The organism is Arthrobacter sp. SLBN-83 (genome assembly GCF_006715285.1).
GTDB lineage: Bacteria > Actinomycetota > Actinomycetes > Actinomycetales > Micrococcaceae > Arthrobacter.
The window spans coordinates 3,542,540-3,567,586 of sequence record NZ_VFMX01000001.1; the positions used below are offsets into that span (position 1 = coordinate 3,542,540).

General features: G+C 65.7%; 21 protein-coding genes. 15 read left to right on the forward strand and 6 right to left on the reverse strand.

Translation table 11 applies throughout. From position 1 onward, the window contains the following. Nucleotides 1-86: 86 nt before the first annotated feature. The 4 genes from thrS to pdxS all read left to right on the forward strand — a co-directional run bounded on the left by thrS (nt 87) and on the right by pdxS (nt 4,379). Entirely contained in the window at nt 87-2,096 is a 2,010-nt protein-coding gene (gene thrS, locus FBY30_RS16635) for a threonine--tRNA ligase (RefSeq protein ID WP_142133714.1), read from the forward strand. Nucleotides 2,097-2,114: 18 nt separating this feature from the next. Beyond that, nucleotides 2,115-2,702: an HIT family protein gene (locus FBY30_RS16640; RefSeq protein ID WP_142133715.1), complete on the forward strand. Its 588-nt coding sequence runs from the start codon at nt 2,115-2,117 to the stop codon at nt 2,700-2,702. Continuing rightward, nucleotides 2,692-3,315, forward strand: coding sequence for a phosphatidylinositol phosphate synthase (pgsA, locus tag FBY30_RS16645; RefSeq protein WP_142133716.1), 624 nt, complete (start codon nt 2,692-2,694; stop codon nt 3,313-3,315). The genes FBY30_RS16640 and pgsA overlap by 11 nt, the downstream gene beginning before the upstream one ends. Nucleotides 3,316-3,452: 137 nt before the next feature. Beyond that, the gene (gene pdxS, locus FBY30_RS16650; RefSeq protein WP_142133717.1) at nt 3,453-4,379 is read left to right on the forward strand and encodes a pyridoxal 5'-phosphate synthase lyase subunit PdxS; all 927 of its coding nucleotides are present in this window, start codon (nt 3,453-3,455) and stop codon (nt 4,377-4,379) included. 161 nt (nt 4,380-4,540) lie between these two features. Here pdxS and FBY30_RS16655 read toward each other — a convergent pair whose 3' ends face one another. Further along, a complete protein-coding gene (locus tag FBY30_RS16655; protein ID WP_142133718.1) occupies nt 4,541-6,553 on the reverse strand; it encodes a M3 family metallopeptidase in 2,013 nt (670 codons plus the stop codon). Nucleotides 6,554-6,720: 167 nt separating this feature from the next. On the opposite strand from FBY30_RS16655, the gene FBY30_RS16660 reads away from it, so the two are divergent. Next, nucleotides 6,721-8,094, forward strand: a complete 1,374-nt coding sequence (locus tag FBY30_RS16660) for a ferredoxin reductase family protein (protein WP_142133719.1) — start codon at nt 6,721-6,723, stop codon at nt 8,092-8,094. 86 nt (nt 8,095-8,180) lie between these two features. On the opposite strand, the gene FBY30_RS16665 is transcribed toward FBY30_RS16660, so the two are convergent. Both FBY30_RS16665 and FBY30_RS16670 read right to left on the reverse strand, forming a co-directional pair. Next, nucleotides 8,181-8,936, reverse strand: a complete 756-nt coding sequence (locus tag FBY30_RS16665; RefSeq protein ID WP_142133720.1) for a type 1 glutamine amidotransferase — start codon at nt 8,934-8,936, stop codon at nt 8,181-8,183. Next, nucleotides 8,933-10,225 (reverse strand): Mur ligase family protein, encoded by a 1,293-nt coding sequence (locus tag FBY30_RS16670; RefSeq protein ID WP_200830711.1) that lies wholly within the window; start codon nt 10,223-10,225, stop codon nt 8,933-8,935. The genes FBY30_RS16665 and FBY30_RS16670 overlap by 4 nt, the downstream gene beginning before the upstream one ends. Before the next feature lie 90 nt (nt 10,226-10,315). Between FBY30_RS16670 and pdxT the strand changes: the two genes are divergently transcribed. The 9 genes from pdxT (at nt 10,316) to FBY30_RS16715 (ending at nt 20,289) form a co-directional block, all read left to right on the forward strand. Next, nucleotides 10,316-11,026 (forward strand): pyridoxal 5'-phosphate synthase glutaminase subunit PdxT, encoded by a 711-nt coding sequence (gene pdxT / locus FBY30_RS16675; RefSeq protein WP_142133722.1) that lies wholly within the window; start codon nt 10,316-10,318, stop codon nt 11,024-11,026. 3 nt (nt 11,027-11,029) lie between these two features. Beyond that, complete coding sequence (locus tag FBY30_RS16680) at nt 11,030-11,785, forward strand: YebC/PmpR family DNA-binding transcriptional regulator (RefSeq protein WP_142133723.1); 756 nt, start codon at nt 11,030-11,032, stop codon at nt 11,783-11,785. 65 nt (nt 11,786-11,850) lie between these two features. Continuing rightward, nucleotides 11,851-12,429: a crossover junction endodeoxyribonuclease RuvC gene (ruvC, locus tag FBY30_RS16685; protein ID WP_142133724.1), complete on the forward strand. Its 579-nt coding sequence runs from the start codon at nt 11,851-11,853 to the stop codon at nt 12,427-12,429. Nucleotides 12,430-12,518: 89 nt separating this feature from the next. Then, on the forward strand, nt 12,519-13,163 hold the full coding sequence (gene ruvA / locus FBY30_RS16690; RefSeq protein WP_142133725.1) for a Holliday junction branch migration protein RuvA: 645 nt from the start codon (nt 12,519-12,521) through the stop codon (nt 13,161-13,163). After that, on the forward strand, nt 13,156-14,241 hold the full coding sequence (ruvB, locus tag FBY30_RS16695) for a Holliday junction branch migration DNA helicase RuvB (protein ID WP_142133726.1): 1,086 nt from the start codon (nt 13,156-13,158) through the stop codon (nt 14,239-14,241). Before ruvA ends, ruvB begins: the two co-directional genes overlap by 8 nt. A gap of 209 nt (nt 14,242-14,450) precedes the next feature. Beyond that, nucleotides 14,451-14,858 (forward strand): preprotein translocase subunit YajC, encoded by a 408-nt coding sequence (gene yajC, locus FBY30_RS16700; RefSeq protein ID WP_142133727.1) that lies wholly within the window; start codon nt 14,451-14,453, stop codon nt 14,856-14,858. Between the two features lie 100 nt (nt 14,859-14,958). Continuing rightward, entirely contained in the window at nt 14,959-16,716 is a 1,758-nt protein-coding gene (secD, locus tag FBY30_RS16705; protein WP_142133728.1) for a protein translocase subunit SecD, read from the forward strand. Next, nucleotides 16,716-17,732 (forward strand): protein translocase subunit SecF, encoded by a 1,017-nt coding sequence (gene secF, locus FBY30_RS16710; RefSeq protein WP_142133729.1) that lies wholly within the window; start codon nt 16,716-16,718, stop codon nt 17,730-17,732. The genes secD and secF overlap by 1 nt, the downstream gene beginning before the upstream one ends. A gap of 166 nt (nt 17,733-17,898) precedes the next feature. Then, on the forward strand, nt 17,899-20,289 hold the full coding sequence (locus FBY30_RS16715) for a RelA/SpoT family protein (RefSeq protein ID WP_200830712.1): 2,391 nt from the start codon (nt 17,899-17,901) through the stop codon (nt 20,287-20,289). Here FBY30_RS16715 and FBY30_RS16720 read toward each other — a convergent pair. From FBY30_RS16720 to FBY30_RS16730, 3 genes are all read right to left on the reverse strand, one after another. Continuing rightward, entirely contained in the window at nt 20,170-20,943 is a 774-nt protein-coding gene (locus tag FBY30_RS16720) for a hypothetical protein (RefSeq protein ID WP_235009469.1), read from the reverse strand. The genes FBY30_RS16715 and FBY30_RS16720 overlap by 120 nt on opposite strands. 97 nt (nt 20,944-21,040) lie before the next feature. Then, the gene (locus tag FBY30_RS16725) at nt 21,041-22,552 is read right to left on the reverse strand and encodes a DUF349 domain-containing protein (RefSeq protein WP_142133730.1); all 1,512 of its coding nucleotides are present in this window, start codon (nt 22,550-22,552) and stop codon (nt 21,041-21,043) included. A gap of 65 nt (nt 22,553-22,617) precedes the next feature. After that, a complete protein-coding gene (locus tag FBY30_RS16730) occupies nt 22,618-23,436 on the reverse strand; it encodes a peptidylprolyl isomerase (protein WP_142133731.1) in 819 nt (272 codons plus the stop codon). Nucleotides 23,437-23,666: 230 nt separating this feature from the next. Here FBY30_RS16730 and hisS point away from each other — a divergent pair, with 230 nt between their 5' ends. Then, complete coding sequence (hisS, locus tag FBY30_RS16735) at nt 23,667-25,037, forward strand: histidine--tRNA ligase (protein WP_142133732.1); 1,371 nt, start codon at nt 23,667-23,669, stop codon at nt 25,035-25,037. Nucleotides 25,038-25,047: the final 10 nt, after the last annotated feature.

Genomic DNA, 25,047 nt, shown 5'->3' on the forward strand with positions numbered 1-25,047 from the left:
ACCGGAACCGATAGCATTGACGGTGGCTGGCTGTGGTCCCCGTATGCCACAAGCTATGAAGCCACAACTTTGAATAGGAGACACCCGTGTCAGATGCCCAGCAGATCACCCTTCTCGTCGATGGCGAAGAGACCAAGGTGACTACCGGGACAACCGGTGCGGAACTCTTCTTTGAGCGCCGTGACGTTGTGGTTGCCCGCGTTAACGGCGAACTGAAGGACCTGGACCAGGAGCTTCCCGAAGGCGCCGAGGTGGAAGGCGTCACCATTGATTCGCCCGACGGCCTTAACGTCCTGCGCCACTCCACCGCCCACGTCATGGCACAGGCCGTGCAGCAGCTGCGTCCCGACGCCAAGCTCGGCATCGGCCCCTACATCACCGACGGCTTCTACTTCGACTTCGACGTTGCCGAGCCTTTCACCCCCGAGGACCTCAAAACCCTCGAAAAGATGATGCAGAAGATCGTCAACCAGAACCAGAAGTTCGTGCGCCGCGTCGTCACCGAGGACCAGGCCCGCGAAGCGATGAAGAACGAGCCCTACAAGCTCGAACTGCTCGGCAAGAAGAACGACGCCGCCGAGGCCGGGGAAGGCGTGAACGTCGAGGTGGGTGCCGGTGACATCACCATCTACGACAACGTGGAACGCAAGGAAGGCACCACCGTCTGGTGCGACCTCTGCCGCGGCCCGCACCTGCCCAACACCAAGCTCATCTCCAACGCCTTCGCCCTGACCCGGTCGTCGTCGGCCTACTGGCTGGGCAACCAGAAAAACCAGCAGCTGCAGCGCATCTACGGCACCGCCTGGCCCACCAAGGACGCCCTGAAGGCCTACCAGGAGCGCATCGCCGAGGCCGAACGCCGCGACCACCGCAAGCTGGGCTCCGAACTGGATCTGTTCTCCTTCCCGGACGAGCTCGGTTCAGGCCTGCCCGTCTTCCACCCCAAGGGCGGCATCATCCGCAAGGAGATGGAGGACTACTCCCGCCGGCGCCACGTCGAAGCCGGCTACGAGTTCGTCTACACCCCGCACATCACCAAGGGGCACCTCTACGAGGTCTCCGGCCACCTGGACTGGTACAAGGACGGCATGTTCCCGGCCATGCACGTGGACGCTGAACTCAACGAGGACGGCACCGTCCGCAAGCCCGGCCAGGACTACTACCTGAAGCCGATGAACTGCCCCATGCACAACCTCATCTTCCGCTCCCGCGGCCGGTCCTACCGCGAACTGCCCCTGCGGCTCTTCGAATTCGGTTCGGTCTACCGATACGAAAAGTCCGGTGTGGTGCATGGCCTCACCCGTGTCCGCGGCATGACTCAGGACGACGCCCACATCTACTGCACCCGCGAACAGATGAAGGATGAGCTCACCAAGACCCTCAACTTCGTCCTGGACCTGCTCAAGGACTACGGGCTGAACGACTTCTATCTGGAACTGTCCACCAAGGACCCGGAAAAGTACGTCGGCGATGACGCCACCTGGGAGGAAGCCACCAAAACCCTTGCCGAGGTGGCCCAGGAGTCCGGCCTGGAACTTATGCCGGACCCGGGTGGAGCTGCGTTCTACGGTCCGAAGATCTCCGTGCAGGCCAAGGACGCGCTGGGCCGTACTTGGCAGATGTCCACCATCCAACTGGACTTCAACCTGCCCGAACGCTTCGAACTGGAGTTCCAGGCCGCCGATGGCAGCCGCCAGCGCCCCGTGATGATCCACCGCGCACTGTTCGGCTCCGTGGAGCGGTTCATGGGCGTCCTCACCGAACACTACGCCGGTGCGTTCCCCGCCTGGCTGGCGCCGGTCCAGGTGGTGGGCATCCCTGTTGCCGAAGCGTTCAACGAGTACATGTTCGACGTCGTCGACCAGCTCAAGGCCGCTGGGATCCGTGCAGAGGTGGACACTTCGTCCGATCGGTTCCCCAAGAAAATCCGTACCGCCAGCAAGGACAAGATCCCGTTCGTGCTGATCGCCGGCGGCGACGACGCGGAAGCAGGCGCGGTGTCGTTCCGCTTCCGGGACGGAAGCCAGGACAACGGCGTACCGGTGGAGGAAGCCGTCAAACGGATTACCGACGCCGTCCGCAACCGGACCAGCTAGCCGAACGGAAGCAGCACAGTGCAGGAGAACACAGGCGCAGGTTATCCAGGCGATGACGGCGTTACCGACGATTTTGCCCTCGCCGGTGTCCCAGACGCCTTCCAGCGCCTGTGGACTCCGCACCGCATGGCCTACATCAAGGGCGGGCAGCACCAGTTCAAGAACGAGAACGACTGCCCGTTCTGCGTGGGTCCAGGCCGCACCGACGAAGAGGCCCTCATCGTCCACCGCGGCCGGACCTGCTACGTGGTGCTCAACCTTTTCCCCTACAATCCGGGCCACCTGCTGGTCTGCCCGTACCGGCACATCCCGGACTACACAGACCTCACGGTGGAAGAAACAGCAGAATTCGCTGACCTGACCCAAACGGCCATGCGGGTGCTGCGCAAGGTCTCCAATCCGGGCGGTTTCAACCTGGGCATGAACCAGGGAGTGGTTGGGGGTGCCGGAATCTCAGCGCACCTCCACCAGCACATCGTTCCGCGGTGGGGCGGGGACGGCAACTTCTTCCCAATCATTGCCCAGACCAAGGCCATCACCCAGACCCTCGATGAGGTCCGTCAGCAGGTGGCCGACGCCTGGCCCGGGGAGTCGGATGCTGAATAGGCATGCCCGCGGCTTCTTTACCGCGGTGTTTACCCCGCTGGCCCGCTGGCTCCTGAAGATCGGTGTTTCCCCGGACGCGGTGACCATTCTTGGCACTGCAGGGGTTGCGGCGGGAGCCCTCGTGTTCTACCCTCTGGGGCAGCTCTTCTGGGGCACCCTCTTCATCACGGCGTTCATCTTTTCCGATGTCCTGGACGGCATCATGGCCCGCATGCAGGACGTGAAGAGCCGCTGGGGGAACTTCCTCGACTCCACCCTGGACCGGATCGCCGACGGCGCTCTTTTCGCCGGCGTTTCCGTCTGGTTCTTCACCGGCGGCAACAACACCGCCATCGCCGTCTCCGCCCTGCTGTGCCTTGTCCTGGGCATGGTGGTTTCCTACGCCAGGGCCAAGGCCGAATCACTGGGGTTCACCGCAAACGTGGGCATCGCAGAACGTGCCGAACGCCTGGTATCCGTCCTGGTGGTCACCGGCCTGACCGGCCTGGGGCTCCCGCCGGTGGTCCTCCTGGTGACGCTGGTCCTCCTTGCCGTGGCGAGCCTCGTCACGGTGGTGCAGCGCATCGTCTCAGTCCGCCGGCAGGCGCTGGCGGAACCCACGCCCGCTGATTAAGCATGATTAAGCCGGGCGCGCGGCGGGGGACTAGTATATAAGTGCCCGGTCAAGGGACCCGGCAACCCGTGCGTGCACCCCCGGCAGCTGCCGCCGCATGCCCGGCGAAGATCATCTGTCTACCCATAGGGGTTTTTGTGTCTACACCTGATGTAAGCAACGAGGCCGGTTCGTCCGCGAACAGCGTCACGGGCAGCAGCCGCGTGAAGCGTGGCATGGCCGAGATGCTCAAGGGCGGCGTCATCATGGACGTCGTCAACGTCGAGCAGGCCCGCATCGCCGAAGACGCCGGTGCCGTGGCGGTCATGGCGCTCGAGCGCGTCCCGGCCGATATCCGCGCCCAGGGCGGCGTGTCCCGCATGTCCGATCCCGACATGATCGACCAGATCATCGATGCCGTGTCCATCCCGGTCATGGCCAAGGCCCGCATCGGACACTTCGTCGAGGCCCAGGTCCTGCAGTCCCTCGGCGTTGACTACATCGACGAGTCCGAGGTCCTGACCCCGGCCGACTACATCAACCACATCGACAAGTGGAACTTCAAGGTTCCCTTCGTCTGTGGTGCCACCAACCTCGGTGAGGCCCTGCGCCGCATCAATGAGGGTGCGGCCATGATCCGGTCCAAGGGCGAGGCCGGGACCGGGGACGTCTCCAACGCCACCGGGCACATGCGCAAGATCCGCTCCGAGATCGCCAAGCTCTCCTCCCTGCCCGAGGACGAACTGTACGTTGCGGCCAAGGAACTGCAGGCACCGTACGAACTGGTCAAGGAAGTTGCCGCAGCCGGCAAGCTCCCCGTCGTGCTCTTCACCGCAGGCGGCATCGCCACCCCCGCTGACGCGGCCATGATGATGCAGCTCGGCGCGGACGGCGTCTTCGTCGGCTCCGGTATCTTCAAGTCCGGCAACCCGGCCCAGCGCGCCGCCGCCGTCGTCAAGGCCACCACCTTCTACGACGACCCCGACGTCATCGCCAAGGCCTCCCGCGGGCTGGGCGAAGCCATGGTGGGCATCAACGTCGACGAGATCCCCCAACCGCACCGCCTCGCCGAACGCGGCTGGTAACTCTCTCCTCGCGTCTTCTTTGGGCGCCTTGGGTTCTGTAACTGACGACGCCGGTTCCTCACCTCTTCTTGGTGGGGGACCGGCGTCGTTCTTTAACATCGACTGCTCCGTAACGGCCCTTTTAGAGGCTCAAAACGGCGTTTACGGAGCAATCGATGGGGTTAATCCAGGCCGCGGCGCTTAAGGAGGGGCTCGAGCCGCGCCTCGCGGCCCCTCAGTTTGCGGAAGGACTCCAGGGGGTCGCGGCTGTTGCCGCGGCTTAGGAGCTCCTGGCGGAAGCGTTCGCCGTTGCCTCTGGTGAGGCCGCCGTTCTCCGTGAACCAATCCACCGTCTCGGCGTCCAGGACCTCGCTCCAGATGTAGGAGTAGTACCCGGCCGCGTATCCTGCCCCCGCGAAAATGTGCTGGAAGTAGCCGGTCCGGTACCGCGGCGGGATCAGCGGATGGGCGATACCTGCCGCGGCGAGGGCCTTGGCTTCAAACTCCAAGGCATCGTCCGGCACTTCACCCGGCTCCAGCGTGTGCCAGGCGAGGTCGAGGAGGGCTGCGCCCAGGTACTCGGTGGTTGCGAAGCCTTCGCCCCACAGCCGGGATGCGTTGAGCCGGTCCACAATGTCCTGCGGAAGCGGCTCGCCCGTGACGTGGTGGTGGGCGTAGTGGGACAGCACCTGCGGCCACATGATCCACATCTCGTTGACCTGCGAGGGGTACTCCACGAAGTCCCGCGGCACAGTGGTGCCGGAGAAACGGGGATAGGTGACGTTGGAGAAGAGGCCGTGCAGGGCGTGGCCGAACTCGTGGAACAGGGTCCGCAGTTCGTCCAGGGTGAGCAGCGTCGGCTCTCCCGCGGGCGGTTTGGAAATGTTGAGCGTGTTGATCACCACTGGCTGGGTGCCAAGCAGGGAGGACTGGTCAACCAGTGAGTTCATCCACGCGCCGCCCCGCTTCGACTCACGCGCATAATAGTCGCCGAGGAACAGGCCCAGGCTGGTGCCGTCCTCATTTCGGACTTCCCAGATGCGCACGTCAGGATGGTAGGCCTTGAGATCTGCCCTCTCCTGGAAGGTGATGCCGTACAGCGACGTGGCGGCAAAAAACACGCCGTCGGTAATGACCCGGTCCAGTTCGAAGTAGGGGCGCAGGGCCTGCTCGTCGACGTCGTATTTCTCCCGCCGCACCTTCGCGGAATAGTAGGCCCAGTCCCATGCTTCCAGCGGGTGGCCGGCAACCTCGGCCAGGGCTGCAGCCTCGGCGTCCGCGTTTCGGACAGCCGCCGGCGCCATCCGGCTGAGCATGGCCTGGACTGCCTCGAAGTCCGGGGCCGTCTGGCGGTCGGCCACCAGTTCGGCGTAGTTGGTGAAGCCCAGCAGCTGCGCCTTTTCCGCCCGCAGCCCGGCCATTTCCCTGGCCAGGTCCAGGACATTCAGGCTCCCGCCGTCACTGCCCCTGGCCACCGATGCTTCGAACAGCCGACGGCGGACGTCCCGGTTTTCGAGCGAGGCGAGGGCCGGCTGGTTGCCGGGTTGGATCAGGGTGAGCAGGTATTTGCCGTCGTGCCCGGCGGCGCGGGCAGCTTCCGCGGCGCTGGCGACGTCATCGGCGGGCAGGCCCGCCAGGTCATGGGCGTCCTCCAGCAGGAGGGCCGCGGATTTCATTCCCTCTTTGACGCGTTGGCCGAACTCGGTGCCAAGCCGGGCCAGCCCGGCGTTGATGGCCCGCAGGCGCTCTTGGCCCGGACCGTCCAACTGGATGCCTGACTGGCGGAACTCCCTGAGGTACTCGTCCACCAGCCTGACTGATTCGGGATCATGGCCGGCCGTATTGATGGCTGCAAAGCGCTCAAACAGTCTCCTGTTGAGGTACACCTCGTCCTGGTGGGCGGAAAACCGCGGTGACAGCACGGTTTCCAATTCCCTGATCTGCTCAGACGCGTCCGCCGACACCAGGGTGAAGAATGCCGCCGCTGCCCGGTTCAGGAGTTGTCCGGAGCGTTCCATCGCGAGGGCCGTGTTCTCGAACGTGGCCGGTTCGGCGTTCGTCGCGATGGCCCGGATTTCGTCCAGGTGCCTGGCGAGGCCCGCTTCGATGGCCTCGCCGTACTGCTCCGGCGTGAGCACCGTGAACGGTGGAAGGCCATAGGGCATGGGACTGGCGGTGAGGAGGGGGTTCGTCATGGGGTAAACCTTTCACAGCGGGGCACGCTTCTCAATCACCGCGAGTGGCGGCGTCCTCCCAGCCGGCATCCCTACAATTGCCGCTAGGGAGTCCGGCCAGGACTGCAACCAGTGCGCCCAGCAGGGCAAACGCCCAGTTCGGGTAATGACGAAGGAGACCGGGGCCCATGACCAAAGGTGGCACGAGGCCCGGGACAGCCGTCCTGGGCATACCGTTACGGTGGCTGGGACCGGGCGTGGTCATGGTGCTCGTGGCCGCGTATGGCATTTTCTGGTACCTGGCGCGTCCGGAAAACGAGTCCGTTACGGGCTACGTGGGGCAGCTCTTCGGGGGCGAGTCCGTGCTGCTGTATTCGATCGCACTGGTGCTGGTCAGTACGCTTCCCCTTGTCGAGCCTGTTTTCGGCGGCATTGACCACGCCGCCATCTGGCACCGCAGGGCGGCGATTACGGCGACTATCTTGCTGCTGCCGCACATCGAACTCGCCGCCAACCCCGAGGCCACCAGCCTGGGAAAGACCTTGGCCGTGATGGCCATTTGCGGCCTGGCAGCGCTGATGGTGTGGGCAATCCTGCCGCGATGGCGCACCATGCTTCCGGCACCCATCCGGCGGCTGGTGGTCATCGCGCTGCAGTCCAAGCCGGTCCAGGTGGCGGCCCGCCTGCTGGGCGGCTACGAGCGGTGGCGGGGCTTCCACCGCCTGACCGGCCTGTTCCTGGCGGCCGGATTCCTGCACGGCCTGCTCGATGCCAGCGCATTCGAAGCTGTGCCCGCACTGCGGTGGAGCTACGTGGCCATCGGCGGAACAGGCCTGGCTTTCTATGCCTACCGGGAACTGCTGGCGCGCCGCTTCCTGCCGCATCACGACTATCAGGTGGCAGGAGTCCGGCCGGTTGCTGCCGACCTGGTGGAAGTAGCACTGCGTCCGTTGGGACGGCCATTGGCCTTTAAGCCCGGCCAGTTCGCCATGGTCTACCTCGAAACCGCCGACGGCTGGCAGCGGCACCCCTTCTCCATCTCAGGACCTACCCCGGAGGGTGGAATCAGCATCACGGTGAAGGCGTTGGGCGACCACACAACCAAGCTTCCCGATGTGGTCCAGCCAGGCATGCCGGCGGTTGTGGGTGGTCCCTACGGCCGTTTCGACCGGCACCGCGGCACTGCACACCAGGTCTGGATTGCGGGAGGAGTGGGAATCACGCCATTCCTCAGCTGGCTGCGGGCCCTGGATGCGGAGCCCCGCCGGGAACTGGAGGAAGAGGTGCACTTCTTCGTCACCTCGGCAGGACGCTCCCCGTTCGCTGACGAGATTACCGCCGTCGCGGGGAAGCATCCCCGGCTTACCGTGCATCTGGTGGACACCGCGGCCGACGGCAGGCTCACCCCGGAAGCGGTCCTCGCCTCAGTGGGCACCGAACCGCGCCGGCTGTCGGTGTTCATGGGCGGTCCGGACGCCATGCTTCGGCAGTTCCGGAAGGCCTTCCAGGCGGCGGGCGTTCGCCGGGCCAACATCCACCGGGAGTATTTCCAGTGGCGTTGAGGCGCCACTGAAGCGGCCCAGTCCCGGGACCGGATCACTCCAGGGAGCGGTCAGTCCGGATGCGATCCCGCAGAAGCCCTCGCAGCTCAGCGGGGGCGGCGGGCAGCGTGCTCCCGGGCCAGGACCGCATAGGTGTCGTCCGGATGGCCGGGGGAGAAGCTGCCGAACTTTCGTTCCGCGGCGGTACGGATGAGGAAGTCCGCGATGGCCGGATTCTTGGGCAGCAGCGAGCCGTGCAGGTAGCTGGCAACGATGTTGCGGTAGCGGGCGCCCTCATGGCCGTCGCTGCTGTTGTTCCCTGTTCCCTTGGCCACGGTGCCGAGGGGACGGACCCCGTCGCCCAGCGTCGTCTGGCCGCTGTGGTTTTCGTAGCCCAGGACTTCGCCGAACTCCGTGGTTGAAACTTTGACGTTGCCGATCAGCCGCTCGTCGGTGCCGTGCGTTTCCACGTTCAGGACGCCGATACCGGGGATGACAGAGCCCGTGCGGGTTTTGAAGAACCGTCCGAAGAGCTGGTACAGGCCGCAGATGACCAGCATGGGCGCACCGTCTTCTGCCAACTCCTTGAGTTCGCCGGCCCGGGCCTGCAGGTCGTCCTGGATCACCAGCTGGCCGCTGTCCTGGCCGCCGCCGCCTACGATGATGTCCACGCCGTCAGGGAAGGGATCGCCAACGTTGTACTCGAGCAGTTCCGGGGTGTACCCGTGCCACTGGATGCGGCGCTGCAGGACCAGCGCATTGCCCCAGTCGCCATAAATGTTCATGTCGCGGGGATAGAGCTGGACCACGCGGAGGGTGCCCTTGGACCCGCCGTCCGCCGCCGCTGCTTGTGCCGGATTCACGAGACAACCTCCACGGTGGTGATTTTGGACAGCTCGCGGCGGATGGCCAGCATCGCCGTGTAGGTGCAAAAGATCCGCTTCGGCTTGCCCCGGCCTTCCCTGACGAAGGCTGCCAGGGCGGCGGGGATCTCCGTTTCCACTGCTCTGAGGGGAACCTGGTCGTACTGCAGCCGCAGCGCCATGTCATAGGCCCGCGACCCGGTGATCATGTCCACGCCGCCCTCCCGGAGGGAATCGAACTCCACGTCCCAGAGCCAGGACATGTCGCGGCCGTCAGCGTAGTTGTCATTGATCGCGATCATGGTGGCGTAACCGCCGGCAGGGAATGACTTCAGGCCAAGCCGGAAGCCGCTGGGGTTCTTCACGAGTACCAGGTCCAGCGGCTGGCCGTCCACGGTAAGGCTTTCACCGCGGCCAAAGGCGGGGGCCACCTTGGACAGCGCCTCGAGCAACGTGGCGTGGTCCGCCGTGGCGGCACCCGCGCCGCAGATGCTGCGGGCAAGGGTCAGGGCCGCAGCCGCATTGAAGATGTTGTACACGCCGCGCAGCTTCATCGCCGTGGTGACCCTACCGCCGTCGTACTCAAACTCGGCGCTGTCCGCGCCCACCTTTCGGAGCACGACGTCGGCAGCCGGCTTTTCCGGCAGGCCCGCCGGGGCGGGGCTCCCGGGAGCAGCCCGCATGTCGTCGTCGTTGGGAAAGGTCCCCAGCAGGGAGTCGTCAAGGCCGAAATACTTGACCTCCTGGCCCGTCAGGGTGTCCGCGATGCGTGCCACCCGCGGATCCTCACGGTTGAGGACCACGGTTCCGGTGGTCTTGGCGGCGATGTGCTGCAGGAGCTGGGCGGTCTTGTCGATCTCGCCAAAACGGTCCAGCTGGTCGCGCAGCACGTTAAGGAGCAGGCAGTACCGGGGCGGGACACTGTTCACGAAATGGACTGCGTGGGCTTCGTCGAGTTCCAGGACGGCAATGTCCGCGTCCAGCCTGCCGCGCCAGTCCACTTCACCGAGGAGGGCTGCCGCCACGCCGCGCGTGAAGTTGCTGCCGGTGCGGTTGGTGAAGACCTTCAGGCCCTGGCTTTCCAGCAGTTCCACCACCATTTTGGTGGTGGTGGTCTTGCCGTTGGTGCCGCTGACTACCGCCACGCCGTGGGGCAGGGTGGTGAGTGTCCGCCGCATGAACCCGGGATCGATTTTCTCGACCACCAGGCCCGGCAGGGCGGACCCGCCGCCCCGCAGCCGGGACACCCTGCGGACCAGCTTGCCGAGCGGAACACTGTAGAAGACCATGTTTTGAATATATCCCAGCAGCGGCATGCAACCTTTGCCGGCAGCACGCCGGCGGCGTCGACCATACGGCCCGGGCCGTATGCTGGAAAGATGACAAACCCCCCATCTGCTGCCCAGGCGCGCGTGGGGTCAGGCCTGAAAATCGGCGTGCTGGCCCTCCAGGGCGACTTCCGTGAGCACCTGCGTGCCGCGGAAGCGACCGGCGCCCAAGCCGTTCCCGTGCGCCGCCCGGAGGAACTCGACGGCCTGGACGGCCTCATCATTCCGGGTGGCGAATCCACCGCCATCGATAAGCTGGCCCGGGCCTTCGACCTTGCCGACCCCCTCCGCAAATACATCGGCGAGGGCCTGCCCGTATACGGCTCCTGTGCAGGCATGATCCTGCTCGCGTCCGATATCGCGGATCCGGCAACCGATCTATCCGGTGCGCCCCAGCAGACCTTCGGCGGCCTTGACATCACTGTCCGCCGCAACGCCTTCGGCCGCCAGCGCGAGTCCTTCGAAACCGACCTGGACTTCAAGGGCCTGGACTTCAGTGCCACGGAATCGGGCGTGGATCCGGTGCATGCCGTCTTCATCCGCGGCCCTTGGGTGGAGCGGGTCGGGGAAGGCGTGGAGATCCTCGCGCAGGTGGAACCGGCAGAGCCCGGCCAGGCTTCCCACGCCGCCCAGCTGCCCGGGGCGGCTAGAATTGTGGCAGTGCGTTCCGGCCAGCTGCTGGCCACCTCCTTCCATCCGGAAGTGACCGGCGAAAAACGCGTACACGAACTTTTTATCCGAATGATCAGAGGAGAAGCGTAAAGCATGTCAGGCCACTCCAAATGGGCTACGACCAAGCACAAAAAAGCCGTCATTGACGCCAGGCGTGCAAAGTCCTTCGCCAAGCTGATCAAGAACATCGAAGTTGCCGCCCGCATGGGTGGACCCGACATGGCCGGCAACCCCGGCCTCGAACTGGCTGTGACCAAGGCCAAGAAGACCTCGGTTCCCAACGACAACATCGACCGCGCCATCAAGCGTGGCGCCGGCCTTACCGGCGAAGTGGTGGACTACACCGAAATCATGTACGAGGCCCGCGGCCCGCAGGGTTCTGCCCTCCTCATCGAGTGCCTTACCGACAACAAGAACCGCGCAGCTTCCGAGGTCCGCCTGGCCATCTCGCGCAACGGCGGCACCATTGCCGACCCCGGTTCGGTCAGCTACCTCTTCACCCGCAAGGGCGTGGTGAACCTGCCCAAGAACGGCCTGAGCGAGGACGACGTCCTGATGGCCGTCCTGGATGCCGGAGCCGAGGAAGTCAAGGACAACGGGGAGACCTTCGAGATCCACTCGGAGCCCGGCGACCTGCAGGCCATCCGTGAAGCGCTGAAGGAAGCCGGCATTGAATACGACACGGACGAAGTTGAGTTCGTGCCCTCGATGCAGGTGGAGCTGGATGTTGACGGCGCCCGCAAGTTCCTGAAGCTGGCCGATGCCCTCGAGGACCTCGACGACGTCCAGAACGTGTACAGCAACGCCGACCTCAGCGACGACGTCCAGGCCGCCCTGGAATCCGAGTGACGTTCCACCTTGCCCGCTAGTCCGCAGGAGCTGGGGCCGGGGTCCCCGGCCGGAGCGGAGTACAAGTGACCCTCCGTGTCCTGGGCGTTGATCCCGGCCTCACCCGTTGCGGTATTGGCGTGGTGGATGTGGAACGGAACCGGCGCGCCAGCATGGTGGCCGTCGGCGTCGTGGGCACGTCCCCGGACGAGACCCTCGACCGCCGGTTGCTGGTGATCGCCACAGCCATCGACGAGTGGCTGGACCGCTACGAGCCGGAGGTCCTCGCCGTCGAACGCGTTTTCTCGCAGCTCAATGTGAGCACGGTGATGGGGGTGGCCCAGGCCTCCGGCGTGGTAATCGCTGCGGCGGCCCGGCGGGGAATCCCGGTTGCCCTGCACACGCCGTCGGAGGTAAAGGCAGCTGTCACCGGCAGCGGATCCTCCAATAAGGAGGCGGTGACCAAGCTGGTCACCAAGATTCTCCGGCTGGACGCCCCTCCGCGCCCCGCCGATGCGGCCGACGCGCTGGCTCTGGCCATCACGCATGCGTGGCGCGCCGGTAGCGGTGCCGCCGTGGCCACGACCGGCCCCGGCAACTCATCCCTGACGCCTGCCCAGCGTGCGTGGGCCGAAGCGGAGGCGAAGGCGCGCCGCGCACGCTGATTGTCCCTGCCGCTTGCTAGGGTATTCGTAGATATGTTCGGATAGCCGGGCCCCGCCCTTGGGGCCCGCAGTACCACGGGAGCCCGGCCTTGATCAGTTTCCTCCGCGGAACGGTAGCGCACGTTGGCCTGTCAACGGCCGTGATTGACCTCAACGGCGCCGGGATGAGCGTGTACGCCACCCCGCAGACCCTCAGCCGCCTCCGCGTCGGTGAAGAGGGAAAGGTGTTCACCTCGCTGATCGTGCGCGAGGACTCCCTCACGCTCTTCGGGTTCGCGGACGACGACGAGCGTGAGGTTTTCGAGATCCTGCTGAGCGTCAGCGGCGTCGGCCCCCGGCTTGCCCTCGCCGTCCTGGCCGTCCACGATCCCGAGGCCATCCGCGTGGCGGCGCATACGGGAGACAGCAAGACCTTCACCAAGGTCCCCGGGATCGGTCCCAAGGTCGCGGGCAGGATTGTCCTGGAGCTCGCAGGAAAGCTCGTTCCGCAGGGAACCGCGCCCGCTGCCGGGGCCGGCACCCCGGCCGAAGCCGCCTGGAAGCCCCAGGTGGTGGCCGCCATGACCAGCCTGGGCTGGTCCGAGAAGGACGCCTCCGCCAGCATCGACAAAGCGCTGGCCGACGAACCCGAAGTGTCCTTCCGCGGCAACGTTCCCGAGATCCTCCGCACCACGCTCCGGTGGCTGGGCCAGGACGGCGCCCGGGCCGGCAACCGTGTAGGCACCCGTGGCTGAACCCTCACTGGTTGCCGCGGGGGAGGAGCCGGAAGAGCGCGCCATTGAGGCGGCGCTGCGGCCCAAGAACCTGGACGACTTTGTTGGCCAGCACCGGGTACGCAAGCAGTTGTCCTTGGTGTTGCAGGCCTCCCGGATGCGCGGGCGCACTGCGGACCACGTGCTGTTCTCAGGGCCGCCCGGCCTGGGCAAGACCACCCTCGCCATGATCGTGGCGGCCGAGATGAACGCCCCGCTGCGCCTCAGCAGCGGACCTGCCATCCAGCACGCCGGCGACCTCGCGGCCATCCTGTCCTCGCTCTCCGAAGGCGAGGTCCTGTTCCTCGACGAAATCCACCGCATGTCCCGGCCCGCCGAGGAAATGCTCTACATGGCCATGGAGGACTTCCGCGTCGACATCGTCGTGGGCAAGGGTGCCGGCGCCACCGCGATTCCACTGGAACTGCCGCCGTTCACCCTGGTAGGTGCCACCACCCGTGCCGGTTTGCTGCCGGGGCCGCTGCGCGACCGGTTCGGCTTTACCGGGCACCTTGAGTTTTACTCGGTTCCCGAGCTGGAACTGGTCCTGCGCCGATCCGCCGGCCTGCTGGACCTGAAGGTCAATTCCGCCGGATTCGCTGAGATCGCAGGCCGTTCCCGCGGTACGCCACGTATCGCCAACCGCCTGCTGCGCCGTGTCCGGGACTGGGCGCTGGTGCACGGCATCGAACAAATCGACGCCAGGGCCGCTTCCGCTGCCCTGGACATGTATGAAGTGGACAAGAAAGGGCTGGACCGGCTGGACCGGGCCGTCCTGGAGGCCCTCATCACCAAATTCGGCGGCGGCCCGGTGGGCCTTTCCACCCTCGCCATTGCCGTGGGCGAGGAAACCGAAACAGTGGAAACCGTCGCCGAACCCTTCCTGGTCCGCGAAGGCCTGCTGGGCCGGACACCCCGCGGCAGGATCGCGCTGGCGCCCGCATGGACGCATCTGGGCTACGCCATCCCGTCCAACGTGTTTGCGCAGGAGCAGCTGGACCTCTTCGAGCCCGGCGGGGACGCTTCCGCAGCAGGGGAATGGGCCCCGGAGGGCCAGTAGCAGGCTCCCTTCAGCTTTTCCCTTTAGACTGGTATGACGCCCGGCACGTTCGGGTCTTTGTTTCGCGGGTGGCCCTGACGCCCCCGTCGCTTGGGGAAGGAAAAGTCAGGCCCTCTGCCTGCATCACCAGCCCGCCCCGGCCGAAGCGAAGCCGACGTCGCTGGAAAACCAGCTGTACCAGAAAAAGAACGGAATTCCCCTTGGATCCAATGTCAATTCTCCTGTTCGTCATGCTCGGCGTGTTCATCTTCATGATGTTCCGCCGCAACAAGAAGACGCAGCAGCAGCAGGCAGAGCTCCAGTCGAAGTTTGGCCCGGGCGTGGAGGTCATGACCAGTTTTGGCCTTTTCGGCCGGATCGTGGACATCGACGAGGCCGATAACAAGGTCACCCTTGAACTTTCCCCCGGCAACCTGGCCACGGTCCACCGCCAGGCCGTCACCAAGGTCATCGAGCCTGCCGTGGAAACCCCCGCCGAGCCCGCCGCTGCTTCCCCAGTGGTACCGGACGATGCTTCCTCCCTCACCACCCCCGAGACCGGAAGCACCGCCACCGGCGCGGAGACTCCGGAAGAAACCCTGAAGCGCCTCAACGACGAGGGCAAGAAGGACAGCTAGGCCCGCTGGCCCCTCTCCTCCCTCTACCGCTGCGGACCACCGCCGGCGCGGGCCACAGCCTGCGCCGGCGGTTCCTCCGCGAATAAGAGAAAGATCGACAATGGCACGAACTGGCCGCAATAAGCCGGGGCTCCGCGTCCTGGTCTGGCTCGGCGTACTCCTGGCGGCTCTGACCGCCGTCCTGGCCGGCGGCACCATCGCCGGACAGGCCAGCTGGGCACCCAAACTTGCCCTTGACCTTGAGGGCGGCACCCAGATGATCCTCGCCCCCAAGGTGGAGGGCGGATCGGACATCAACGAGCAGCAGCTCAACCAGGCCGTGGCGATCATCCGCCAGCGCGTTGACGGCTCTGGCGTCTCCGAGGCCGAAATCAGCACCCAGTCCGGGCGCAACGTGGTGGTCAGCCTTCCCGGCACGCCCTCCGCCGAAACCCGGAACTTGATCCAGGCCTCCGCCGACATGAACTTCCGCCCCGTCCTGCTGAACGGCGACGGCGCAGCAGTGCCCCCGGAGAAGCAGACTCCAGAGGACCAGCTGCCCAAGCCGACTGCCGCCCCGGCCAACAGCAGCGACACCAACTGGATCACGCCAGAGATCTACAAGCAGTTCGAGGCATTGGACTGCAACAGCGCCGCCGCCGAAAAGTCGCAGCGGTCAGATCCCACCAAGCCGCTTGTCACCTGCGAGCCTGCCACCGACAAGTCCCCGGCGATCAAATACATCCTGGGTCCCGTGGAGGTTAAGGGCAGCAACATCGTCACGTCCAGCTTCCAGCTGCAGCAGGGCGCCCAGGGTGCGGTGACCAATGACTGGGCCGTCAACATCCAGTTCGACGCCGACGGTACCGCGAAGTTCAAAGAGGTCACCGAGCGCCTGAACCAGTTCTACACGGCCGCCGGCGGGCAGTCGGGCAGCGACCCCAAGGCGCAGTTCGCCATCGTCCTGGACGACCAGGTCATCTCCGCGCCACGTGCGCTGGCCGTCATCACCGACGGACGTCCGCAGATCACCGGCGGGTTCACCGAGCAGACCGCCAAGGCGCTGTCCGACCAGCTGAAGTTCGGCGCCCTTCCCATCAGCTTCGACATCCAGAGCGAACAGCAGATTTCCGCCACCCTGGGTGGGGAGCAGTTGCGCATGGGCCTGTTGGCCGGCCTGATCGGGCTCCTGCTCGTGGTGGTCTACTCGCTGTTCCAGTACCGTGCCCTGGGCTTCGTCACCATTGCATCCCTGGTAGTGGCCGGTGCACTCACCTACCTCGCCATTGCCATTCTCGGTTGGACGGAAAACTACCGCCTGTCCCTTGCAGGCGTCGCGGGCATTATCGTGGCCATCGGCCAGACGGCCGACTCGTTCATCGTCTACTTCGAACGCATCCGCGACGAACTGCGTGAAGGGCGCGGCCTGGTCTCCGCCGTCGAAAACGGCTGGAAGCGGGCCAAGCGCACCGTCCTGGCCTCCAAAGCGGTCAACCTGCTGGCCGCGCTGGTCCTCTACTTCGTTGCCGTGGGCAACGTGCGCGGGTTCGCCTTCACCCTGGGGCTGACCGCCATCGCCGACCTCATCGTGGTGTTCATGTTCACCCACCCCACGCTGCAGCTCTTGGCCCGCACCCGCTTCTTCGGAGAAGGCCACAAGTTCTCCGGCCTGGACCCCGAACGCTTGGGCGCGGCGCCGCTGTACCGCGGTGCCGGGCGGATCCGGACCCCGGAGGACCGGCCTGTGGTGGTCCGCAGCAAGAACACCGGCGCGGCGGCCGAGGCCGAGCGCCGCATGACCATCGCCGAACGGCGCCTGGCAGAAAAGCAGGAACAGCTGGCTGGCTCGTCCAAGACCTCCGCAAAGGAGAACAAGTAATGTCAGGCTTCGCCACTTTCGGCAACGAGCTTTACTCGGGCAAGCGCTCCTACGACTTCGTCGGCGCCAAGAAGATCTGGTTCATCATCGCCGCGGTGGGCGTGGCGCTGTCCATCATCATTCCGTTGGCCAAGGGCGGCTTCAACCTCGGCATCGAGTTCCGTGGCGGCTCTGAATTCACCGTCTCCAACGTCAAGACCACCGATGCCACCATCGGTGAGAAAGCCGTCACCGATGTTGTGTCCGGCAGCGTACCCCGTGTGGCAAACGTGGCCGGCAACACCATGCGCATCCAGACGGACAAACTTACGGATGACGAGACCCTCAAGATCAAGCAGGGCCTCACCAGCGCCTATGGCGTTACGGACAACGAGGTGACATCCACGTTCGTCGGCCCCACCTGGGGTGCTGACGTGACAAAGCAGGCGCTGATCGGCCTGGTGGTATTCGTGCTGCTCGCGGCGCTCCTCATGGCCCTCTACTTCCGCACCTGGAAGATGTCCCTGTCGGCGCTTGCCGGCATGGCGGTGACCATGTTCATCACCGCCGGGGTCTACGCCCTGAGCGATTTTGAGGTGACTCCGTCAGCCATCATCGGTTTCCTGACCGTGCTCAGCTACTCCCTGTACGACACGGTGGTGGTCTTCGACAAAATCCGCGAAAACACGTCCGGCATCGACGCGTCCACGCGCCGGACCTTCGCTGAGGAAGTCAACCTGGCGGTCAACCAGACGCTGGTGCGCTCCATCAACACCATGATGGTGGCCATCCTCCCTGTGGGGGCCATCCTGTTCATCGGGGCCGGACTCCTGGGCGCAGGAACCCTGCGCGACCTGTCCCTGGCACTGTTCGTCGGGATCCTGATCGGTACGGCGGCTACCATCTTCGTGGCCGCACCGATGTACGCCTGGCTCCGCCAGGGCGAACCGGACTTGGTCAAGCAGGCGCGGCGCGTCCAGCAGCGCCGCGCCGGGGCAGCAGAGCGGTCAGCTCCGGCAGCGCCGGCGAAAGCCTGACCGGCAACCGCGGAGCCTGGCGGGCAGCCGCAGGCAGCTGTAAAGCCATCAAGGGCCGGGTGACGCAGACCATGCGTCGCCCGGCCCTGACTATTCTGTCCCGGTTATAAAAGTGGCCGCCCGGAGGAATAGACTGGGTAATTAAAACGTGGTGAGGGGTGCTTCATTGGAAGAACGTTCGGCGTCGGCGCCAACGGCACAGGAAGAAAAGAATCCTGCCGGTGTACAAGCCGGTGCGGCAGCGCCCGCGCGCCCTGGTTCCCTGGTTCCTGTTGACAACTCAGGATCCCGCGCCACGTTCCCCGGCCGCCGTGAGCGCACCCGTTCCCGCCTTGCCCGCCTCACCGGCCGCGGCACCGCCACTTACTCTCCCATTCTTGAGCCGCTGCTCCGCACGGTCCGCGCCAACAATCCCAAAGAGGACTTCGACCTCATCCAGCGCGCCTTTGACGTAGCGGAACGGAGCCACCGCGGGCAGAAGCGCAAGAGCGGGGACCCGTACATCACCCACCCGGTGGCCGTGGCCACCATCCTCGCTGAACTCGGCCTCAGCGGCACCACGCTGGCTGCAGCGCTGCTGCACGACACCGTGGAAGACACTCCATACACGCTTGCTGACCTGAAACGGGACTTCGGGCCGGAAGTAGCCATGCTTGTGGACGGCGTCACCAAACTGGATAAGGTCAGCTTCGGCGAGGCTGCCCAGTCGGAGACCGTACGCAAAATGGTCGTGGCCATGGCCAAGGACATCCGCGTCCTGATGATCAAACTGGCGGACCGGCTGCATAACGCCCGCACCTGGCGTTTCGTCTCCGCCGAATCCTCGGCGCGCAAGGCCCGGGAAACCCTGGAAATCTTCGCGCCGCTGGCCCACCGCCTGGGCATGAACACCATCAAATGGGAGCTCGAGGACCTGTCCTTCGCGGCGCTTTATCCCAAGGTGTATGAGGAGATCGTCCGGATGGTGGGGGACCGTACCCCCGAGCGGGAAAAAAGCCTGGGCGTTATCCGCGACCAAATTACCGAGGACCTTCGCGGCGCCAAGATCAAGGCCACGATCACCGGCCGGCCCAAGCACTACTACTCCATCTACCAAAAGATGATTGTCCGCGACAAGGACTTCGACGACATCAACGACCTCATGGGCGTCCGCGTCCTGGTGGACTCTGTCCGGGACTGCTACGCCGCCCTGGGCATCATGCACTCGCGCTGGAACCCGCTGCCCGGCAGGTTCAAGGACTACATCGCGATGCCGAAGTTCAACATGTACCAGTCCCTGCACACCACGGTGATCGGGCCCGGCGGCAAGCCGGTGGAGATTCAGATCCGTACGCATGAGATGCACCGCCGGGCCGAATACGGCGTAGCGGCCCATTGGAAGTACAAGGACCAGCCCAACCGCACCGCCGTCGGTCCCGGGAGCCCCCGCGACGGCGACATGGGATGGCTGCGGTCCCTGGTGGACTGGCAGCAGGAGACGTCGGATCCCGGGGAGTTCCTGGACTCGCTCCGCTTCGAAATCAACGCCCGCGAAGTGTTCGTCTTCACCCCCAAGGGCGAAGTCATGGCCCTGCCGGCCGGATCAACGCCGGTGGACTTTGCCTATGCAGTCCACACCGAGGTGGGCCACCGCACCATCGGCGCCAGGGTCAACGGCAAGCTGGTCCCGCTCAACAGCGAACTGAACCATGGCGACTGGGTGGAGATCTTCACCTCCAAAGCGGAAGGCGCCGGGCCCAGCCAAGACTGGCAGCACTTCGTCAAGAGCGCCAGGGCACGCAACAAGATCCGGCAGTGGTTCAGCAAGGAACGCCGCGAAGAGGCGATCGACCGCGGCAAGGAGCTGCTGACCCGCGCCATGCGGAAGCAGAACCTTCCGTTGCAGCGGCTGATGACGCACGAGGCCCTGGCCGCCGTTGCGGAGGAGTTCAAGTACGCCGACATCTCCGGCCTCTACGCCGGGGTGGGCGACGGACACACGTCCGCGCAATCGGTCATGGAGAAGCTCATTGAAAGCCTTGGCGGCAATGAGAGTGCCGATGATGACGTCGAAGAGGTCAGCATCCCCACCCAGGTCACCAAGGCGCGCTTCTCCGACTCCGGTGTTGTGGTCCGTGGTGTAGGCGACGTCTGGGTCAAGCTGGCCCGCTGCTGCACGCCGGTTCCGCCGGACCCGATCCTTGGCTTCGTGACTCGGGGCTCCGGCGTTTCCGTTCACCGGACCGACTGCACGAACATTTCGGACCTCAAGGACCAGCCGGACCGGATCGTGGACGTGGACTGGGCGCCGACGCAATCCAGCGTGTTCCTGGTGGAAATCCAGGTGGAGGCCCTGGACCGGAAATCGCTGCTCTCCGACGTGACGCGGGTTCTCTCGGACAACCACGTCAACATCCTCGCGGCCAGCGTCCACACCTCCACGGACCGGGTGGCCATCTCAAAGTTCGCTTTCGAGATGGGTGACCCGAAGTACCTCAGCCACGTCCTGAGCGCCGTCCGGCGCATCGACGGGGTCTTCGACGTCTACCGCACCACCGGGAACAAGCGCCGGAGCTAGCCGGGCAAGCTTTTCCAAGGCCGCCCGCTTGTGCGGCACCCGGGGCGTTGCCTCGATGGCCCGGACCAGGAGACGCAGCTTCACGTCCTGCTGCGGCCGTGCCAGCAGCCCGGCGAGGGCGGGCACGGCGCGCTCCGGTTCCACATGAAGGGCGATATCGAGGGCTGTCCGCAACGGGCTGGACACCATCAGCCCGCCTAGGCTGATTACGTCGAACGGGCCCAGCTTCACTTCATGCAACGTACAGCCCCGCGTATTCCGCAGGCTGGATACCCTGCGCTTGGCGTCCACCAGCAGCGCAAGGCGGTCAGGTTCCGCCGCGCAGCCGTAGATCCAGGCGGCCGTCATCCGCCCCGCAACAACGCGCTGCCGTATTGCCGCCGGTACGGCCCCTGCCGCTGCCCGTGCGCGAAGCTGTGGGGACGCAGGGATCCCCGGGAGCGTGTAGCCGTGCTGATGGAAGCGGGCCAGCAGGCCGTCTGCGGCGAGGGACTGCAGTTCCGGACCGGCGAAGGGGCCGCCGGGAGCGTAGAGTTCCGGAAAGCGGGGCCCTGCGGCGGCGTCCGCCCCGCTTTCCTGGCAACCCGCACGGGAAGCATGCGTGCGGGCTTCCTTGCCCGGGCCGGCGGCGGAGGGAGTCGGAGGAGTGGCCATAGCCCCATCCTGCCCGGGCGCCCTTAAACAGCACAGGCCCCGCCCGGGTTATGTGGATAACCGGAACGGGGCCTGCGCCCGTCAGCCTAAAGGTTGTTCAGGACAGCTCGCTGGCCGAACGCTGGATCTGGTCGAGCCAGGCCTGCCGGGCTTCGAGGGCTTCCTGCGCAGCCTTGATCTTGCGCTGGTCGCCGCTCTTCTCTGCCTTGGCGAGGTCTTCCTGGAGCCCGGCGATGGCGGATTCCAGCTGTGACAGTGCGCTGTTGGTGCGTGCCTTGCGCTCCGGGTTGGATCGCTGCCACTGCTCTTCCTCGGCGTGGCGCACGGCGTCCTCCACCTTCCGCAGCCCGGCCTCGATCCGGCCCATGTCCGCCCGCGGCACCTTGCCGGCCTCTTCCCAGCGGTCACGGATGGACTGCAGGGCCTTCTTGGCCGCAGCGAGGTCCTTCACCGGAAGGATCGTGTTGGCCTCGGCCAGCAGTGCTTCCTTCACCGTGAGGTTCGCCGCGTATTCCTGGTCGATCTCGTCGTTTGCAGCCTGGCGCGACGTGAAGAAGACGTCCTGCGCGGCGCGGAAGCGTGCCCAGAGCGCGTCGTCGTCCTTGCGGCTGGCCCGGGGTGATGCCTTCCACTGGTCCATCAGCCGGCGGTATTCGCCGGCGGCGAAGCCCCAGTCCGTGGACGAGGACAGGGCTTCGGCTTCCGCGATCAGCTTCTCCTTGGCGGCCTTGGCCGCCGAGTTGTTGCTGTCCAGCTGGGAGAAGTATGCCCTGCGGTGGCGGTCAAAAACCGTCCGGGCAGCACGGAAACGCTTCCAAAGGGCGTCCTCGTTGCTGCGGCCCAGCCGCACGCCGCTCTTCTGGGCTGCCTTCCAGTTCTCGAAAAGCTCGTTCATCCGGGCACTGGAAGTCTTCCACTGGGTCTGAGCAGGATCCTGGCCTGAAATCTGCTCCGCCTCGGCAACAATGGCTTCACGTGCTGCCAGCTCGGAGGCCCGCACGGCGTCGTGCTCGGCCTTTTCTGCTTTTTCCAGCTCCGTGATCTGGCCGGACAGCTTATCCAGGCGCGCCTCGGCAGAGCGGAGGTCACCCACCATGTTCCGCTCGGCAAGCTGCTCACGCAGGTGCGTCACCGTCTTCTGCATGTCCGTGCTGGGTGCCTTGGAGCTGACCCGCTGTTCCAGCAGCACGATCTGCGCCACGACGTCGTCGTACTTCCGCGCGAAGTACAGGAGGGCTTCGTCGTCGCTGACCCCCGGGTACTGTCCCACGGGGTGCTCGCCGTCGTCGATCTTCAGGTAGACGTGGCCGTCGCCCTCCACCCGGCCCCATTTGGACGCCTCGGCGACCGAGGTGCTGGGGGCAGCGGGAGCCGGTGCGGCTGCGGGTGCGGCGGCTGCAGGCTTGGGCCTGGAGGCGAAAGCGGCTGGAGACGGTGCAGACGGCCGCGGCCCGGGAGCTGGCGCAGGTGCCGTTGGCGCTGCGGGAGCCTCGGGTGCGGCAGGAGACTGCTCGGCATTCGCATCAGGACCGGTACCTTCGCCGGTGGCGGGAGCCGCCGTTTCGGTCAGGTCTGTTGCTGTTTCGTCGGATTTCTGACTGTCTGTCACCGCTAAAAGTCTTTCGCTTGGAGGGAAATACTCACGTACTCACCGTGCCAGTCCGGCCCGGCTTCCTACTTCAGAGAAAACGAGTCTATCGTGACTGGTTGTTTTGGCGCGCCGTCCGTGTCGCTGGCTCCCGGCGTGATTCCTGCGGCCGCGATGGTGGTGACGACGTCGAGCCCGGAGGTCACCTTTCCTACAACGGTGTAGCCCCCGGCGGCGTCGGCCGGGATGACCGTGTCCTTGTAGACAATGAAGAACTGCGTTCCGTTGCCGTACGCGTTGTTGCCCGTGCGGGCCACTGCGATGGTGCCGGCAGGGTATGTGTTGTCGGCCGGGGTGTTCTCCAGCGGACCCCACGTGTAGTTCGGGTCGCCCTGGCCGTCTCCCTTGGGGGAGCCGCACTGCAGGACGCCGAACTTGTCTGCCGTGGTGAGGCGATGGCACGTTTTGCCGTTGAAGTAGCCTTCGTCACTCAGGGACTTGAAGACGGCGGCCGCCTGCGGGGCCTTGGTCCCGTCCACTTCCACGCCCAGCGGGCTGCCGTTCAGCAGCAGCTGGCCGGAGAACGTCTTGCCGGCCGCCGTGTCCGCAGCAGGGATGTTCGGCCCGTTGGTCGCCGGCGCGGACGGTGTGGGGGAGGAGCTCGCTGAAGCGGACGGTTCCGTCAGCCCCGCCTGCGCAGCAGCGTATTCGTCCTCCGTGGGATTGCCGGCGAAAGCTGTCAGTTGAAGGACGACGGCGAGCACCACCGCGGCGGCCCCGGCACCGGCTGCCACGAGGTTGTCGCGCTGCCGCCGCTTTTCCTGGCCGCGCCGGAGCTCACGCTTGGCTTCCATTTGCTGGATGCGCCGTTTTGTTTCGCGTGCACTGCGTGAACTGGCCGCCAAGGGTCCTCCTCATCGTCGGGCTGCTGGTGCCCGGCGGTTGGCCGCAGGGCGCAGGTGTCAGGGGCCAGGCTTCGCGGGTCCGCTGCATTAGAGATGCACACGGATGACGCATAAACTGGCTGCCGCACATAGTTTATGCATGGCTGGCTGTGCTGCCGCCGCATGCCACCTTTGAGGGGCGCGGGCCGGCAGTTCCGGCGCCCCTTCCATTCCTAAGGAGAACCTTCCCCATGGCACGCACCGCCTCCCTGTCCGGATTCCCCGAGTGGCTTCCCGAGGAGCGGCTGGTGGAGCTGCATGTGCTCGATACCCTGCGCAGGGTATTTGAACTGCACGGGTTTGGCTCGATCGAGACCCGTGCCGTGGAAACGGTGGGCCAACTGCTCCGCAAGGGGGAGATCGACAAGGAAGTATACGGACTCAGCCGGCTGCAGGAGGATGAGAGCGAAAACCCCGTCAAGGGCGGAAAGGCCGACCCGAACGCGCTTGCCCTGCACTTTGACCTGACGGTTCCGTTCGCCCGGTATGTCGTGGAGAACGCCGGCTATTTGTCCTTCCCGTTCCGCCGCTACCAGATCCAGAAAGTGTGGCGCGGCGAGCGGCCCCAGGAAGGGCGGGCCCGCGAATTCACCCAGGCAGATATCGACGTGGTGGGCGACGGCGAGCTTCCCTTCCGCTACGACGTCGAGATTGCGCTGGTCATCGCCGAGGCACTCAGCGCACTGCCCATCCCCGACTTCCGCCTCCGGATCAACAACCGCAAGCTCGCGGAAGGCTTCTACCGCGGCATCGGACTCGACGACACCGCAGGCGTGCTGCGCAGCATCGACAAGCTGGAGAAGATCGGCCCCGAAAAGGTCGCAGAGCTGCTGAAAACAGAGCTGGGCGCCACGGATGAGCAGGCAGCCAAGGCCCTCCGGTTGGCCGCCATCCGCACCGAGGACACCTCCTTCGTGGCCCAGGTCCGGGCCCTGGGCGTCAGCAACGAACTCCTTGATGAAGGCCTGGACGAACTTGAGCAGGTCATCGATGCCGCCGTCCAGCGGGCACCGGGGAAGGTCCTGGCGGACCTCAGCATCGCCCGCGGCCTGGACTACTACACGGGCACCGTGGTGGAAACCGTCCTGGTGGGCCACGAACAGCTGGGCTCCATTTGCTCGGGCGGCCGCTACGACGCCCTGGCGTCCAAGGGCAACCGCAAGTTCCCGGGTGTCGGCCTCTCCATCGGCGTCACCCGCCTGGTGTCGCGGATCCTGAGCCAGGACCTGGCCAGGGCCTCCCGTTCAGTTCCCACCACCGTCCTGGTGGCCCTGAACCATGACGACAGTTGGGGAGCGGCCCAGGACGTCGCCGCCCTGCTGCGGAGCCGGGGGATCCCCACCGAGGTTGCGGCCAAGGCAGACAAGTTTGGCAAGCAGATCAAGTTTGCTGACCGGCGGGGCATCCCCTTCGTGTGGTTCACGGAGGAAGACGGCACCCACCAGGTCAAGGACATCCGCACCGGCGAGCAAGTGCTTGCTGCCCCCGAAACCTGGATGCCGCCGCTGGAGGACCTGACCGTTCAGGTTGAAATAACCGCGCCCGCACCCGCCTCGGTATAGCCCGGGGGCT

Excerpts from the sequence above, each read along its gene's own strand:
- pgsA (WP_142133716.1), top strand. The coding sequence starts at position 2,692 with ATGCTGAATAGGCATGCCCGCGGCTTCTTTACCGCGGTGTTTACCCCG.
- FBY30_RS16670 (WP_200830711.1), bottom strand. The coding sequence starts at position 10,225 with ATGGTCTTCTACAGTGTTCCGCTCGGCAAGCTGGTCCGCAGGGTGTCC.
- pdxT (WP_142133722.1), top strand. The coding sequence starts at position 10,316 with ATGACAAACCCCCCATCTGCTGCCCAGGCGCGCGTGGGGTCAGGCCTG.
- FBY30_RS16720 (WP_235009469.1), bottom strand. The coding sequence starts at position 20,943 with ATGGCCACTCCTCCGACTCCCTCCGCCGCCGGCCCGGGCAAGGAAGCC.
- FBY30_RS16660 (WP_142133719.1), top strand. The coding sequence starts at position 6,721 with ATGACCAAAGGTGGCACGAGGCCCGGGACAGCCGTCCTGGGCATACCG.
- secF (WP_142133729.1), top strand. The coding sequence starts at position 16,716 with ATGTCAGGCTTCGCCACTTTCGGCAACGAGCTTTACTCGGGCAAGCGC.
- FBY30_RS16655 (WP_142133718.1), bottom strand. The coding sequence starts at position 6,553 with ATGACGAACCCCCTCCTCACCGCCAGTCCCATGCCCTATGGCCTTCCA.
- secD (WP_142133728.1), top strand. The coding sequence starts at position 14,959 with ATGGCACGAACTGGCCGCAATAAGCCGGGGCTCCGCGTCCTGGTCTGG.
- FBY30_RS16680 (WP_142133723.1), top strand. The coding sequence starts at position 11,030 with ATGTCAGGCCACTCCAAATGGGCTACGACCAAGCACAAAAAAGCCGTC.
- yajC (WP_142133727.1), top strand. The coding sequence starts at position 14,451 with ATGTCAATTCTCCTGTTCGTCATGCTCGGCGTGTTCATCTTCATGATG.
- hisS (WP_142133732.1), top strand. The coding sequence starts at position 23,667 with ATGGCACGCACCGCCTCCCTGTCCGGATTCCCCGAGTGGCTTCCCGAG.